Origin of the sequence: Streptomyces sp. NPDC059668 (genome assembly GCF_042734135.1) — a bacterium.
Taxonomy (GTDB): Bacteria; Actinomycetota; Actinomycetes; order Streptomycetales; family Streptomycetaceae; genus Streptomyces.
This window is the reverse complement of sequence record NZ_JBHWEL010000020.1, coordinates 98,129-113,123: the sequence shown is the minus strand read 5'-3', so window position 1 is coordinate 113,123 and position 14,995 is coordinate 98,129. Positions and strand designations below refer to the sequence as shown.

The following is a 14,995-nucleotide window of genomic DNA, read 5'->3' as shown; positions in this document are numbered from 1 at the left end:
CCCGGCGCGGGGGGGGGGGGGGGGGGGGGGGGGGGGGGGGGGGGGGCGGGGGCGCCCGGGGGGGGGGGCGCGGGGGGGGCGCCCCCCCCCCCACGCCGGCTCAGACCGTCGCGGTCGCGGCCTCGTCGGCCAGCGATCCGGAGACGGTGGTGTGCGCGCTCGCGAACAGCTGCGGGTGCGCCTGCTGGATCCCGCCGACCACCAGGTCGTAGGGGACGTCGTCGAAGGAGCCGTGCTCGTGGATGAACTCCATGTGCTGGCGGCCGTCCTCGTCGAACGGGTGGTACAGGCTGTCGGTGCGGCCGTCGAAGTCCAGCGGCTTGATCTTGTAGAGCCGGCAGAGAAGCTTGTTGAAGACCGGGGTCGCCTTCACCCACCGGTCGTCGAGGTTGACCACGGTCAGGCTGTGGAAGCGGAAGACGTCCCCGCCGACCAGCTCCCGCAGCCGCGGCGAGGCGAGGTGGTTGCGTACGTCGCCGTAGTAGACCCGGCTCGGGATGCCCACGGCACGCAGCGCCGCCGCGTAGAGGATGGACTTGTGGACGCAGAACCCGAAGCCCTTCTCCAGCACGCCGGTCGCGCTCAGGCCGTGCCGGGTCAGATCGGCGCCGTACACCTCGTAGGTGATGCCGTCCCGGACGGCGTAGTAGAGGGCTATCGCCTTCTGGGTGTCGCTCTCGGTCTCCTTCGCGCGGGCGAGGGTCTTGTCGACGAACGCGCGGACGGTGGGCGAGCGGTGGTCCAGGAACTCGGTCGCGGCCAGCGTGGCCGTCTCGGTGGCGGTGCCGGCCGCAGCCGCGGCACCGGTGTTCTCTGCCATGTTTCTCGGGATTCCTTCCAGATCCTCAGGCCTGCGCGGGCCTGAGCGGACGGTTCAGGCCCATGAGGGTGGCCAGTCGCTGGCGCTGGATCTCCGAGGTGCCGGAGTAGATCCGCCCGCCCACGGCGTCCCGCAGGTCCTTCTCGACTCCGTACTCGCTGACGTAGCCGTAACCGCCGAAGACCTGGATCGCGTTCAGCGCGGAGCGCACGTTCGCCTCGCTCACCACCAGCTTGGTCATCGCGACGTCACTGGCGGCGTCGGCTTTGGACTGCACCTTCTCGGCGGTGTCGTAGATCCACTTCTGCGAGGTCTCCAGGTCGATCCGCATCTCGACGATCATGTTGGCGACCGACTGGTTCGCACCGATGACCGACCCGAACTGGGTCCGGGTACGGGCGTACTCCACGCACCGCTCCAGGCGCCGGCGCATCTCGCCGACGTTGATCCCGAAGCCGCACAGGATCTCCCACTTCATGACGTGGTCGAAGATGAGGAACCCCGCGCCCTTGCTGCCGACCACGTGGTCACGGGGCACCCGGACGTCGTCCAGGAACACCTCGGCCAGCGGCGAGGTGCGCAGCCCCATCTTCGAGATGGGGTTGCCGACCGACAGCCCCGGCGAGTCCCGGCGCACCAGGAACGCGGTGATCCCGGCCAGGTCCCCGGGCGCGCCGGTACGGGCGTAGACGACGATCACGTCGGCGATCGAGGCGTTGCTGATGAACGACTTGCTCCCGTTGAGGACGAAGTCGTCGCCGTCCAGGACGGCGGTGGTCTGCATCCCCATCACGTCCGAACCGCCGGAGGGCTCGGTGATGGCGTGCGCGCCGATCATCGTGCCGGCACAGATCTCCGGCAGGTAGCGGGCCTTGAGCGCCGACGAACCGAACCGCTGGAGCGGGACACCGGTGCTGACCATGTGGGTGGACACCGAGAAGTTCAGCCCGGAGTCCTGGCAGTCGTGGCCGAGCTGCTCCAGCACGTGGACGGTGGTCAGCAGGTCCTTGCCCAGCCCCCCGTGCCGGGGGTCGAACGGCAGCCCGAACAGGCCGACGTCCTTGAGTCGTTGCCAGCCGTCCCGGTCGAACGTGCCGGCCTGGTCGCGTTCGAGGTGGTCGGCGCCGGCCTTCGTGGCCACGGCGCCGATCGCCTCACGCAGTTCCTGCTGTTCCTCGCTCCAGCGCATCATGACGGGGGAGATTCCGATCCTCAGTACTGGGAGAAGGCTTCGTCGCTGAGCGCGTGGCTCTCGTCGCCCCTCAGCGGCGGGTTGAAGACGCTGACCAGCTCCATGTCCTGGTCGGGGGAGGCGATCAGGAAGTGGGCGTCGTGCTCGTCGAGGACGTACAGCACACCGGGGGTCAGGTCCTGCGCGACGCTGCCGTCGGCGGCCTCGACGCGGCCCGAGCCGGAGATGCAGTAGCACGCCTCGAGGTGGCGCCGGTACTGCAGCCGTGACTTCGTGCCCGCGCGGACGACCGTGTGGCAGATGCCGAAGCCCATGTTGTCCGCTTCGACCAGGAGGCGGTGACTCGGACCGCTTCCCCACTCGACCGGTGTGACCTGCGACTTCTCGCGAATGAACATGGTTTCCTTTCTTTCTCCTGGGTGTGGAGGTGCGGGGGAGCGGGGGGTTACTCGGGAGCGGTGACGCCCGCGTAGCGGCGGACGACCTTCTCGACGGCGGCCACGGACCGGAAGTCGTCCGGGGAGATCTCCAGGTCGGCGAACGGGATGTCGAAGCGGTCACCCAGCCACTCGATGAGCCGCAGCAGGTCCAGGCTGCTGATGACGCCGTTCTCCAGCAGGTCGTAGGACGGGTCCAGTTCCGAGACGGGGGTGCCGGGCAGGTACTCCGCCACGATGTGCGCGGTGATGTCGCGTTGGATGGTCATTCGATCTTCTCCATGAGGAGGCGACGGCTCACCTTGCCGGTGGGCCCGATCGGCAGTGGGTCGGTCATCAGGTGGAAGGCGGCGGGAATGGCCGCCCGGTTGACCTTGGCTGCGCAGTAGCTGCGCAGCTGCAGTCCGGTCACCGCGTCGTCGCTGCGCCGGACGAACGCGTGCAGTGCACGTCCCGAGACGGGGTGCGGCACGGCCACCACGGCCGCCTCGGCGACACCTCCGTGGCCCTGCAGGACCCGCTCGACCTCCTCCAGGTTGATGCGCACACCGCGCACCTTGACCTGCGAGTCGGTACGGCCCACCAGGGCCAGTTCACCGCCGGCGGAGCGGGTGACCACGTCGCCGGTGCGGTACCAGACGCGGTCACCGCGCACGACGAACCGGTCCTTCGCCCCGGCCTCGCCGAGATACCCGGCGGTCTGGAACGGCGTCGAGACCAGCAGTTCGCCGCTGCCGGCGCCCCGCAGCACCGCGCCGTCGGCCACCACCTCCACCAGCACGCCCGGCAGCGGACTGCCCAGCGGCAGCACCTCCCGGTCCGCCGCCTCGGCGGCGGAGAAGGTGTGGATCATGCTGTCGTTCGTCTCGGTGCAGCCGTACACGTTGTGCAGCCGCGCCGCCGGGAAGAGCCGGGCGAGTCCGGCCCGCACCGACCGCGGCACGTGATCACCCGTCAGCAGCAGCTCACGCACGCCCGGGAACTCGGAGGCGGTGCCCGCCTCGGTCAGCAGCCGGAAGAACATCGGCACCGCCTGCACGACATGCGGCCGGGTGCTCGCCAGCAGCCCCAGCAGGTGCTTGGTGTCGACGGCCCGGTCGTGGTCCACCGGCACCACACAGCCGCCGTGGCGCAGCGTCCCCCAGATGTCCAGGAGGGTGAGGTCGAAGTTGAGGGGGGCGAAGTTCAGCACCCGCGTACCGGTGCCGAGCGCGAACGCGCTGCCCGCCCAGGAGGTGAAGGCGTCGACGCCGGCCCCGCCCAGCGGGACGAGCTTGGGGATGCCGGTGGAACCGGACGTCGTCAGCAGCAGGCTCGTGTCCTGCGGCAGCACCGGCCCGCCCCGCGCGTCGCCGGCCACCGGGCGGTGCGTCAGACGCTCCTCGGCGACCCCCAGTACGGCCTGACAGCCGCTGCGTTCGACCAGCTCGGCCAGGAGCTCCCGGCCGAGTTCCGTGGAGGCCAGCAGCAGCGGCCGTCCGGCCTGCATGCAGGCCAGGACCGTGGCGATCGCCACGGTCGACTTCGACGCCTGGAGCGCGAGCGGGCGGCGGGTGTCGGGATACCGGCCGGCCAGTTCCGCCCCGATCCGCTCCGCCGCCCCGACCAGTTCGGCATACGTGACGACCTCGTCCCGCGCGCCGCCGAACAGCAGCGCCGGATCGTCCGGGCTTTGCCTCGCACGCACTGCGACGTCCGCCGCCACCGATCTGGACATGACTCCCCATTGATCGAAAATCGATGGACCCGAGCATTCGAGTCCTCCGACCGGATATACCGTCACGAACATTCTGAGGGCGCCGCCCCGTCGATTTCTTCGGACTAGCGGCCGGGTTTTGTACCCGTTCTTTGGACCTGCATCAGGACCGGATTACACGGGCGCGGCGAATAAACTGTGACCGGCGTCTCGGACGCATTACCGCCGCCCCTTTTCCCAGAAAACAGAAAAACTCGTCCAGGCGGTCCTGACCGTGAATTGAATCCGGTCCCGACCGCCTTCGACGAGCATCCGTCACCACACCGATGACACCTGTACCGCAGGAAATCCCACACCCGTTTCCACGACAGTCCTCGGTGCCTCGGTGCCTTGGTGCCTCGGTGCTAGAAACCCCCGCCCCGCGGGCCGGCCAGAACACCCCGGTCCCACGCACGGACGATGGCCTGCGCACGGCTGCGCACACCGAGCTTGCGCAGCAGGTTGGACACATGGAACTTCACGGTCTTCTCGCTCAGCACCAGCTCCTGGGCGACCTCGCTGTTGGACATGCCCGCCGCGATCAGATCGAAGATCTCCCGCTCCCGCGACGTCAGCGTCGACACCTGCGGCACCACCACCTGCGCCGGCCCACGCCGGACCAGAAGGTCCACCAGCCGGCGCGTCAGCGGCGGCGGCAGCACCGCGTACCCGTCCGAGACCGCCCGGATCGCGGTGGCGATCTCACTCAGCGCCGCGTCGTGCAGCACGAACCCGTCCGCCCCGGCCCGCAGATACTCCAGCGCCGTCTCGTCCACGCACTGGTCGACCAGGACCACCGCCGCCACCCCGCCGGCCCGCCCGGCGACCGCACGCAGGATGTCACCGGTCTCCCAGCCCGGATCGGAGTCGTCGATCAGCACGACCCGCGGCTCCTGCTCGTCCAGCAGACACAGCAGCTGCGGCCCGGAATCGGCCACCCCGGCCTCCTCCAGCTCCGCCTCCGCGGCCACCAGGGCACGCAGCGCCGTCACGAGCAGCGGCCGGCGGGCCAGAACGGCGATCCGGATCGGCCGGGTACGGGGATCGGTGGCGGCCATCTGCGACATCAACCTCCAAACTTCCTGGATGAGGCACCGGGGCCACAGGTGCCCCGGCTCGTGAACGCGCCGGCCGGCGGTACGCGGCCGGCGGTGCGCGCCGCGCACCGGACCCGCTCCACCGCGACCGGCGGCCCCGGCCGCCGCGTACGCACGGGGACCTCACCCCGCCCGGCGGCACCGCGGCGCGCCCGCACGGTCAGGGAACGCGCCCCGCCTCACCCGCGGGTTCCGCCCGCACGGCCCCCACCGCCACCGCGGCCGGCGCGAACTCCGGCTCGGGACCCGTGACGACCGGACGCCGCCCCAGCCGCGACAGCTGGTTCTCGCCGAGCAGGATGCTCACCACGATCACCGCACCGCCGACCGGCACGTTCCAGCTGAACCGCTCCCCGAGGAAGACGGCGCTGACCACCAGACTGATGAACGGCACCAGGTAGTTGACCGCGGAGGCACCGGTCGCACCGATGTCCGCGATCAGCCGGTTGTAGAGCACATAGGCGAGCCCCGTGCCGAACACCCCCAGCAGCACGATGCTCAGCGAGACCGACCAGGTGAACGACGGGGTGCGCCACCCCAGGAACGGCAGCAGCGCCGCCTGGATGACCAGCGCCACCAGAACCTGCGCACTGGCCGAGGACATCGGGGAGATACCGCGGTCGGACAGGAACTTGCGGACGAACACCGCATGCCCCGCGTAGATCACGGCGACCGCCAGACACGCCATCTCACCGCCCGCGGTACCCGTCGCACCGTTCCAGGGCGCGATGGCGAGCACGATGCCGGCGAAGCCGAGCGTCAGCCCCGCACTGCGGCGCAGCGTCGCCCGCTCGGTGCGCAGCTGCACGGTGGCCAGCGCCAGCGTCAGCAGCGGGGTCGCACCGGTCAGCACACCGGCCATGGCGGCACTGGTGTGCTGCTCGCCCCAGGCGAGGAGAAGGAACGGCGCGACCATGCCCAGCACGGTCGTGACGGTGATGTGCACCCACACGAAGCCGAAACGCGGCAGCCCCGCGCCCGTCACCGCACCGATGCCGAGCAGGACCACCGCCCCCAGGACCAGCCGGGCCAGCACCAGCTGACCCGGGTTCAGCCCCTCGCCGGAGACCTTGATCAGGGGATAACTGGAGCCCCAGATGACCCCCAGGACCACGAACTGCACGGCGCTGACACGTTTCACGGGATCGTCCCGTCCCTTCTCCTGTGCTCCTGCTTACGGGCGGGCCGGACTGCGTCAGGCGTTCACCAGCTTGGGAATGCTCTCCAGCCCGTGCTCGAGGGCGCCCGGGTCGATGCTGTCGTCGGCGAGACTGCCGGACAGATAACGGTCGTAGGCACTCAGGTCGAAGTTCCCGTGCCCGGACAGGCCGAACAGGATGGTCTTGCCCACGCCCTCCTCACGGCACCGGATCGCCTCGTTGACCGCGCCGCGGATCGCGTGCGTCGACTCAGGAGCGGGCACGATGCCCTCGGTACGCGCGAACAGCACACCGGCCTCGAAGCAGTCACGCTGACGCAGCGCCACCGCCTCCATCAGACCCTCCTCCACGACCCGGCTGACCAGCGGAGCGATGTTGTGCGCCCGCAGCCCGCCCGCGTGCACCGACGGCGGCACGAACTGGTGGCCCAGCGTGTGCGTGCGGGTCAGCGAGGTCAGCCCGGCGGTGTCCGAGTAGTCGTAGGCGATCCGCCCCTGCGTGAGCGAGGGGCACGCGGCCGGCTCGGCGGCGATGAACCGGATCTTGGGCCCGCCGTGCAGCTGCGCCCGCAGGAACGGGAACGACAGCCCCGCCAGGTTGGAGCCGCCGCCCGCGCAGCCGACCACGATGTCCGGGTAGTCCCCGGCCATCTCCATCTGCAGGAGCGCCTCCTGCCCGATCACCGTCTGGTGCGCACACACGTGGTTGAGCGCGCTGCCGCGGGTGTAACCCCAGCGCGGGTCGGAGAAGGCGACCTGCAACGCCTCGGACTTGGCGATGCCCAGGCTGCCCGGGTGGTCCGGGTTCTCCTTCAGCACCGCACGCCCGGCCTCCGTCTCCATGCTCGGGCTCGGCGTGCAGCTCGCCCCGAAGGTCTCCATCAGCGCCCGCCGGTACGGCTTCTGCTGGAAGCTCACGTTCACCATGAACACCTTGGCGTCCATGCCGAACAGGGACGCGGCGAACGCGACCGCGCTGCCCCACTGGCCCGCACCGGTCTCCGCGATCAGGCCGGTACGGCCCGCGCGCTTGTTGTAGTAGGCCTGCGGGATCGCGGAGTTCGGCTTGAAGCTGCCGGTCGGCGCCACACCCTCGTACTTGAAGTAGATCCGCGCCGGCGTGTCCAGGACCTTCTCCAGACCACGGGCACGCAGCAGCGGCGCCGGCCGCCACCGGGCGTAGAACTGCCGCACCTCTCCGGGAATCTCGAACTCGGCTTCCCTGCTGAGCTCCTGGTCGACCAGCGCCTCCGGCATCGTGCGGGTCATCTCGTCACGTGTGACCGGCTTACCGGTCGCCGGGCTCAACACCGGCGCCACATAGTCGAGGTCGGCGGCGATGTTGTACCAGGTCTCGGGAATGTCCCGGGCGCTGAGCTCGAACCGTACCGGCTCTATCATGGCTGCCTCTCTGCGCGTTGAATCGTCACTCCGGCCACGCGACCGCCGGGCTCTTGTGTCACCACGCCTGCAGGCCGCCTCCGGACAATGAATTCTGGCCGCCGCAGCCGCCGACCGGATACCTCGGCAGGCAGGTGGTAGGGAAAACAATGGAACGTCACGAGAGAACAGGACCAAGCCCGACAGGCCTTTTCCTCCCGGCCGACCATGTGGTACAAGCATGTCCCCGCCCGCTTGGCCACCCGCATTCGAGGGTATTCCTGAGACGGACGACGCGAACCTTCCCACCCACCCCCGTATTTACCTTCGGGGCCCTCCCGCGGGAAGCGCGCACAGCGAAGTCTGGGAATTCCACCAGTCCCCCCGCCACCGATCCATGGCATCTGCACACGCGTGCGAACCTGAGCCCCCGGGGGCCCGGCCGCCGCGGCACCCCGACGCCGCACCGCCCGCTCGCCGCACCCACGCGGCCGGTTCATCGGACCACCAGGATCAGGGGATGGCACACATGATTCGTCCAGTCACCGCCGAGGACGTCACGCTGCTCCACACGATGGTGCACGGGATGGCCGAGAACGAGGAGGCGACCCAGCAGATCAGCACCGACGAGGACGAACTGCGCCGCGCCCTGTTCGGCCCCGACCCGGTGGCCTGGGCCCACTTCGCCGTCGACGACAAGACCGACGAGATCGTCGGCTACACCCTGTGGGCCCTCGTCTACAGCACCTGGCGCGGCACCGCCATCCACATCGACGACATCTACGTCCGCGAGGACGCGGTCGGACGCGGCTTCGACACGGCCCTGCTGAGCACCCTCGCCGGCCTGTGCGTCACGCGCGGCTACCGCCACATGCAGTGGTGGGGCAGGGTCACCAACGAGCCCACCGCCGCCTTCTACCGGTCCCTCGGCGCGGAGATCCCCTCGGTCCAGGGCAAGGAACTGACCGTCTTCCGCCTCTCCGGCGAGCCGCTGGCCGACCTCGGCCGCCAGGCCTGACCCACCCCGCACCACCACCGCGCCGCGCGCCGTCCGAACGGGAAGCGATCCGTAAGTGAATTATTAGATGTGCCCTTCCCGGCTGTCGCGCGGTGCGCCCGACCCGCGAGGCTGACGGCATGAGTACACCACTGAGCGTCAGCGGTGCCGCCGCGAGGTGCACCGGCCGGCCGGGCGGACCGCGCGACAGGGGCCGGGCCGAACCCGTCCGGGCACCGGGTCCCTGACCCGGCGTCAGCGGCCCTGGCCACCGGGATGTCCTCCCGCGCACGCGCTGCCTCCCGCCCTCCGACACCGGGCGGCCACCGGATTCCCGGATGTACCGACACCGGGAACCGGACGGCCCGTGTGCGCCCGGACCGCGGACACCGGGCGGCGCGCAAGGCCCGGCGGCGCGCGCGGGTCACCTGTCGGGGCGTGACAGCCGCCGGCGGCCACGCGTCCCGGCGCGGCACGCCGCCGCCGCACCGCACCCGCACCCGCATCGCACGAGCCCACCAGGCCGTACTCCGGCACCCCGCCCGCCCGGCCCCGCCGCCCGCCGCGTTCCGGCGGACACCGGCCGCACCCCGCCCGCGTACGGACGCCCACCGCACCGGCACCCCGCCACCCGCTGTCCGGTGCCGGCCGCCCGCTCCCGCACCACGGCGGACGGACGTCCCCGGCCGGCGGACCTCGACCGGGCGGCGGCCGCTCCCGGCGCGCTCACGCGCCGGCCGTACGAGCGGCGCCCGCGGGCCCGGCCCCTTCCTGCCGCCCCGCGCCGGAGGAACCGCCGCACACGGCCGGACGGCCGCGCCGGCGCCGCGCTCGTGGAACACCGGCCGCGACCCGCACCACCCCGCCGCGCGGATCACCGCCACCGCCCGGGAGACCTCCTGGGCCACCGGCCCGCCCGGAGCCGTCGTGAACGGCCCTGCCATGAACGGGCCCTGCCATGAACGGTCCCGCCGTGAACGGCCCGGCCGGCCCCGGCGGCCGGCCGGCGCCGCGTCCGTCACCCCGCCCGGCGGGCCACGGACGCGCGCTCACCGCCGTACGTACGCACCGGGTTCCGACGTACGCCGCCCCCGCAGCACCCCCACAGCACCACCCCCCACGCACCCCCACAGCACCTCCTGGTGCGCCCCCGACCCTCCCTGTCCCACGCCGCCTCACCGAGGAGCTCTGACATGGTCCACCTGACCGACCCCGAGCCAACCACCCGCGGCCTCGGTATTACCGACGCCCCCGCGATCCGCTTCGGCATACACGTGACACCGGACCTCGCCAAGGGCGTCATCGCCCGGACCGGCGCACGCATCGAGGACTTCGTCCTGGTCCCTTCCAGCGTCCGCGAGTCGTTCACACAGCTGCGCACCCGCCGGGTCGACGTCATGCTGGTGAAGTACAGCCCGCACGAGAACGACATCGCGGTGGGTCCGCCGGTCGGCTTCGACGCCCGCGCCGTGCTCGTCGGCACGGACCACCCGCTCGCCTCCCGCGACACGGTGTCGGTCGAGGAAGCCGCCTCCTACGACGCCTTCGACCGGCCGCAGGGGTTCCCGGAGTCCGTGTGGGACCTGATCGTCCCCCCGCACACCCCCGCCGGAACACCGATCCGCCGCGTCCACACGCTCACCACCCAGGACGCGCTGACCCACACCCTGACCACCACGCAGGCGCTCCACTTCTCCTTCCGTTCGGTGGAGGCGGGCCTGTCACCGCGGATCAGGGCCGTCCCGGTGAGCGACCTGCCCAGCGCGCCGATCGCACTGGCCTGGCTCAACGGCGCCGTCCTGCCCGCCCACGTACGCGCCTTCATCCGCGCCGCCCAGGCCGGCGCCACGTGGCTGCCGCAGGCGACCTGAGAGGGATGCCCCCGCACGGCCGGCGGGCAGCGCGAGGTGAGGCCCCGTCATGGCCCGCGTCCCACCCGCGCCGCCCCCCTGCGGGGCCCGGCCCGGCCTTCGTCGCCCCCTGATCCGACCTGATCCGACCTGAACCGGCCCGGCCCGGGCACCGGGCGGGGGTCGGCCGGCGGGGTCCGGTCGGCCGGGGTCCGGTAGGGGGGGGCAGCAGGCTGGGGGTCAGTCGGCGGGCTTCTCCCAGACCGAGACATGCCGGGTGCTCTCGCCGGTGAACGGGGCCCGTGTCCACCCCTCCCACCGGTCGCGCAGCCGCATCCCGGCGAGTTGTGCCATCAGGTCCAGCTCGGCCGGCCACACGTACCGGAACGGGAGGGACCAGTGCTCCGCGCGCCCGTCGGTGATCGTGACGTAGTGCGAACTCATCGCCTGGGTCGCGACGTCGAAGGTGTCGAACGCCCAGCGTGTCGAACTGATGTGGAACGGTACGGCGTTCTGTCCCGGCGGCAGCCGGCGCAGGTCCGGCACCCCCACCTCGACGACGAAGCGGCCGCCGGGGTCCAGATGGGCGGCCGCGTTGCGGAAGCAGGCCACCTGGGCGTCCTGCGTCGTCAGGTTGTTGATCGTGTTGAAGACGAGGTACGCCACCGCGAACGTACCCGGCACCTTCGACGTCGCGAAGTCGCCGATGGTCACCCCGACGGCGTCGCCGCCCGGCTTCGCGCGCAGCCGGGCCACCATGGCCCGGGACATGTCGATCCCGTGCACCGGGACCCCGCGGCGGGCCAGCGGCAGCGCGATCCGGCCGGTGCCGACGCCGAACTCCAGCGCCCGGCCGCCGCCGGCGAGCCCGGCCAGCATGTCGACCGCCGGATCGACCGCGCCGGGCTGGAACATGTCCGCGGCCGAGTCGTCGTAGCCGGCCGCGATGGATTCTCCGAAGTAGCCGTCCTCATCGAGCATTTCGGGACCGTACCGCCCGAGGGCCGGCCGGCGCGCGCCGTTTTTCCCGCGGACGGGTGCCTTCGGGAGGTTCGGCGCGAGCGGGCCCCGGCCAGACTACCCGGGGGCTACTTCAGCCAGTCGGTGTAGCGGGTGGGGGCGATGCGGGCGCCCTCCTTGGTGGTGAGGACGTCGCCCTGGGGGACGGCGAACATGCCGGCGGTGTCGTCGACGGTGACCGAGCGCTGGTCGCCCTTGGCGGCGAGGGTGATGCGGCCGATCTCGTCGAGCGTGTAGGTGTCGGGTCCGCCGAGGTCGAGGGTGCCGTTGAGGGGGGATCCGGCGGCGACCTCGGCGACGGTGGCCGCGACGTCGGCCGCGGCGACGGGCTGCAGGGGGGTGCGGGGCAGGCGGACGGTGTCCTCGTCGGCGGTCCAGGACAGGGTGGCGTCCATGAACTCCATGAACTGGGTGGCGCGGACGATGGAGTAGGGGACCGGGCCGGCCTTGAGGAGGTCTTCCTGAAGGGTCTTGGCGCGGTAGTAGTCGAGCTCGGGGACCTGGTCGACGCCGACGATGGACAGCACGACGAAGTGTCCGGCGCCCGCGCGTTCGGCCGCGGCCAGGAGGTTGTCCATCGAGGTCCGGAAGAACGCGGGGGAGGCGTCGTCGAAGGTGGGGGAGTTGGTCAGGTTGACGACCACGTCGGCGCCGGCCAGCGCCTCGTCCAGGCCCTTGCCGGTGAGGACGTCGACGCCGGTGGACAGCGAGTGCGGGACCGCCTCCTGCCCGGCCGCGTTCAGGTCCCGTACGACCTGCGATCCGATGAGTCCGGTTCCGCCGATGACCGCGATCTTCATGACACGTCCTGCCCTTCTTCGATGGCTTATGTCCGCTATATAGCGAAAGAGGCGCTCGCGCACTCCCGCCCTTTACTCGGACATTCGATGTCCGGGATATTACTCGGATGATTGATGTCCGAGTCAAGGGGAGGGTGGATTAGAGTGAAGCCGTGAAGATGTCGGGTGGGGTCGAGTGGGCACTGCACTGCTGTGTCGTGCTGACCGCGGTGGAGGAACCGGTACCGGCCGCACGGCTGGCACAACTGCACGACGTCTCGCCCAGCTACCTCGCCAAACAGCTCCAGGCCCTCTCCCGCGCCGACCTCGTCCGGTCGGTCCAGGGCAAGGCGGGCGGCTACGTCCTCACCCGTTCCCCCGCGCAGATCACGGTGCTCGACGTCGTCGAGGCCATCGACGGACCCGGCCCGGCGTTCGTCTGCACCGAGATCCGCCAGCGCGGCCCGCTGGCCGCCTCGCCGGAGTCCTGCCCCGCCCCCTGCGCCATCAGCCGCGCCATGGCCGACGCCGAGACCGCCTGGCGCGACGCCCTGCGCTCCGTCTCCGTGGCCGACCTGGCCCGCAACGTCAGCTCCGACTCCGGCCCCGGCGCGCTGAAGGGCATCGGCACCTGGCTGAGCACGGCCGAGGGATAGGAACGCCGCGCCCGCGGTCTGCGCGTGCGGCTGCGCTCGCGGTCTGCGTCTGCGGCTGTGCTTGCGGCCTACGTTCGCCCACCGCGCCCGTGCCCGGCCTTCGTGGCCGGGCTCTGTGACCCGCGTCCGCGGCATGCGCCGGCCCGTCGCGTCCGTGGTCCCCGTCGGCGCGCCCCGCGCCCGCGACCCGGGCCACCCACCGCATCCGTGGTCGGCCTCCCCGGTTGGCCCGGCTCCGTGACCTGGGGACGCGGCCGTGTCGGTGACGCGCGGCCGTGTCCGTGTCCGTGACACGCGTCCGGCAGGGGCCGTTTCTCCGGTCCGCCGGACCCGTACGTGCCACGGCTGCCCTCGGCGGAGCCCGGTAGAGCCCGGCAGGGCCCCGGTGTCATCGTCCCTTGCGCACCCGGGCCGCCGCGCGGGCTTCCGCGGCCTTGCGGGCCTCGGCGGCCTTGCGGGACTCCTTGGCCGGACGGCCCGGACGGGTGCCGAGGCCGCCGAAGGGGACATGGCCGCCGCCCTTGGCCCCGGCCGGAGGCCGCTTCGCCCCGGTGATGGCCGTCAGCGCCTGCTCGCCGGAGCGCACCTGTGTGACCGTCGGCCGGATACCGGCATCGGACATCACCCGGTTCACCTCGCGCCGCTCGCCGTGGGTGACCAGGGTGACCACCTTCCCGGACTCCCCGGCGCGCGCCGTACGCCCGCCCCGGTGCAGGTAGTCCTTGGCGTCGGCCGGCGGATCGACGTTGACGACCAGGTCGAGCGCGTCGATGTGAATGCCCCGTGCGGCGACGTTGGTGGCCACCAGCACGGTGACCTCACCGGCCTTGAACTGGGCGAGGGTGTGCGTCCGCTGCGGCTGCGACTTGCCGCTGTGCAGGGCTGCGGCCCGTACCCCGCTGGCCCGCAGGTGCCGGGTGAACTGGTCCACGGCCGCCTTGGTGTCCAGGAACATCAGGACCCGGCCGTCCCGCGCCGCGATCTCGGTCGCCGTCGCGTACTTGTCGGCGCCGTGCACGTTCAGCACGTGGTGTTCCATCGTGGCGACCGAGCCGGCCACCTGGTCGACCGAGACGACGACCGGGTCGTGCAGGTAGCCCCGTACCAGCTGGTCGACGTTGCGGTCGAGCGTGGCGGAGAACAGGAGCCGCTGGCCGTCGCCGCGGACCTGGTCCAGGATCTCCGAGACCTGCGGCAGGAACCCCAGGTCGCACATCTGGTCCGCCTCGTCCAGCACCGTGATCCGCACCTGGCCCAGATGACAGTCCCGCCGCGACACCAGGTCGGCCAGCCGTCCCGGCGTCGCGACGACCACCTCGGCACCGGTGCGCAGCAGCGCCGACTGCCGGTTGATCGACAGACCGCCGACCACCGTCGCCAGCCGCACGTTCAGCGTCCGCGCGTACGGTTCCAGCGCATCGCTCACCTGCTGCGCGAGCTCCCGGGTCGGCACCATGACCAGGGCCAGCGGCCGCTTCGGCTCCGCCCGCAGACCCGCGGTCCGCACGAGCAGCGCGAGCCCGAAGGCCAGCGTCTTGCCGGAACCGGTCCGCGCCCGGCCCAGGACGTCACGGCCGGCCAGCGCGTTGGGCAGGGTCGCCGCCTGGATCGGGAAGGGCTCCGTCACCCCGAGGCCGCTCATCGTCGCCACCAGCTGTGCGGGCAGCCCGAGCGCGTCGAAGGACGCGGCCGGCGGCAGACCGGCGGAGGTCGCCTGCGGCGTCGGGAGCTCACCCTGCGGCGCCGTCGCCGACTGGTGCTCGCCGGCACGGGAGAGTCCAGGGACTGGCGGCTTCGCGGTCATGGGGAACCTTCCTCGATGCGACGCCCGAAACGCGCCAGGGCCCGTACCCCTTCGGTACGGGCCCCGGCG

Annotated in this window: 14 protein-coding genes; 3 read left to right on the top strand and 11 right to left on the bottom strand. The window is 71.8% G+C overall.

The features are described from left to right. Nucleotides 1-100: 100 nt before the first annotated feature. The 8 genes from ACFV2J_RS17335 to ACFV2J_RS17300 all read right to left on the bottom strand — a co-directional run bounded on the left by ACFV2J_RS17335 (nucleotide 101) and on the right by ACFV2J_RS17300 (nucleotide 7,841). Complete coding sequence (locus tag ACFV2J_RS17335) at nucleotides 101-820, bottom strand: transglutaminase family protein (protein WP_385081540.1); 720 nt, start codon at nucleotides 818-820, stop codon at nucleotides 101-103. A 25-nt stretch (nucleotides 821-845) separates the two neighbouring features. Next, a complete protein-coding gene (locus ACFV2J_RS17330) occupies nucleotides 846-2,012 on the bottom strand; it encodes an acyl-CoA dehydrogenase family protein (protein WP_385439372.1) in 1,167 nt (388 codons plus the stop codon). A 20-nt stretch (nucleotides 2,013-2,032) separates the two neighbouring features. Continuing rightward, on the bottom strand, nucleotides 2,033-2,410 hold the full coding sequence (locus ACFV2J_RS17325; RefSeq protein ID WP_148015058.1) for an ectoine synthase: 378 nt from the start codon (nucleotides 2,408-2,410) through the stop codon (nucleotides 2,033-2,035). A 47-nt stretch (nucleotides 2,411-2,457) separates the two neighbouring features. After that, nucleotides 2,458-2,718, bottom strand: a complete 261-nt coding sequence (locus ACFV2J_RS17320) for an acyl carrier protein (protein ID WP_329318011.1) — start codon at nucleotides 2,716-2,718, stop codon at nucleotides 2,458-2,460. After that, nucleotides 2,715-4,166 carry an AMP-binding protein gene (locus tag ACFV2J_RS17315; RefSeq protein WP_385081538.1) on the bottom strand — a complete coding sequence of 484 codons (1,452 nt, stop codon included), beginning with the start codon at nucleotides 4,164-4,166 and terminating at the stop codon, nucleotides 2,715-2,717. Before ACFV2J_RS17315 ends, ACFV2J_RS17320 begins: the two co-directional genes overlap by 4 nt. A 383-nt stretch (nucleotides 4,167-4,549) precedes the next feature. After that, nucleotides 4,550-5,251, bottom strand: coding sequence for a LuxR C-terminal-related transcriptional regulator (locus tag ACFV2J_RS17310; protein WP_385081537.1), 702 nt, complete (start codon nucleotides 5,249-5,251; stop codon nucleotides 4,550-4,552). Between the two features lie 190 nt (nucleotides 5,252-5,441). Further along, the gene (locus ACFV2J_RS17305) at nucleotides 5,442-6,422 is read right to left on the bottom strand and encodes a DMT family transporter (protein ID WP_385081535.1); all 981 of its coding nucleotides are present in this window, start codon (nucleotides 6,420-6,422) and stop codon (nucleotides 5,442-5,444) included. 54 nt (nucleotides 6,423-6,476) lie between these two features. After that, the gene (locus tag ACFV2J_RS17300; protein ID WP_385081534.1) at nucleotides 6,477-7,841 is read right to left on the bottom strand and encodes a TrpB-like pyridoxal phosphate-dependent enzyme; all 1,365 of its coding nucleotides are present in this window, start codon (nucleotides 7,839-7,841) and stop codon (nucleotides 6,477-6,479) included. A gap of 508 nt (nucleotides 7,842-8,349) precedes the next feature. On the opposite strand from ACFV2J_RS17300, the gene ACFV2J_RS17295 reads away from it, so the two are divergent. Both ACFV2J_RS17295 and ACFV2J_RS17290 read left to right on the top strand, forming a co-directional pair. Further along, complete coding sequence (locus ACFV2J_RS17295; RefSeq protein WP_385081533.1) at nucleotides 8,350-8,838, top strand: GNAT family N-acetyltransferase; 489 nt, start codon at nucleotides 8,350-8,352, stop codon at nucleotides 8,836-8,838. A gap of 1,172 nt (nucleotides 8,839-10,010) precedes the next feature. Then, nucleotides 10,011-10,688 (top strand): LysR substrate-binding domain-containing protein, encoded by a 678-nt coding sequence (locus ACFV2J_RS17290; RefSeq protein ID WP_385081532.1) that lies wholly within the window; start codon nucleotides 10,011-10,013, stop codon nucleotides 10,686-10,688. Nucleotides 10,689-10,907: 219 nt separating this feature from the next. Here ACFV2J_RS17290 and ACFV2J_RS17285 read toward each other — a convergent pair whose 3' ends face one another. Both ACFV2J_RS17285 and ACFV2J_RS17280 read right to left on the bottom strand, forming a co-directional pair. After that, nucleotides 10,908-11,648, bottom strand: coding sequence for a class I SAM-dependent DNA methyltransferase (locus ACFV2J_RS17285; RefSeq protein WP_385081531.1), 741 nt, complete (start codon nucleotides 11,646-11,648; stop codon nucleotides 10,908-10,910). A 107-nt stretch (nucleotides 11,649-11,755) separates the two neighbouring features. Continuing rightward, entirely contained in the window at nucleotides 11,756-12,487 is a 732-nt protein-coding gene (locus ACFV2J_RS17280) for an SDR family oxidoreductase (protein ID WP_385081530.1), read from the bottom strand. A 158-nt stretch (nucleotides 12,488-12,645) separates the two neighbouring features. Between ACFV2J_RS17280 and ACFV2J_RS17275 the strand changes: the two genes are divergently transcribed. After that, nucleotides 12,646-13,122, top strand: coding sequence for an RrF2 family transcriptional regulator (locus tag ACFV2J_RS17275; protein WP_385081549.1), 477 nt, complete (start codon nucleotides 12,646-12,648; stop codon nucleotides 13,120-13,122). A gap of 388 nt (nucleotides 13,123-13,510) precedes the next feature. On the opposite strand, the gene ACFV2J_RS17270 is transcribed toward ACFV2J_RS17275, so the two are convergent. Beyond that, on the bottom strand, nucleotides 13,511-14,926 hold the full coding sequence (locus ACFV2J_RS17270) for a DEAD/DEAH box helicase (protein ID WP_385081529.1): 1,416 nt from the start codon (nucleotides 14,924-14,926) through the stop codon (nucleotides 13,511-13,513). Between the last annotated feature and the right edge of the window lie 69 nt (nucleotides 14,927-14,995).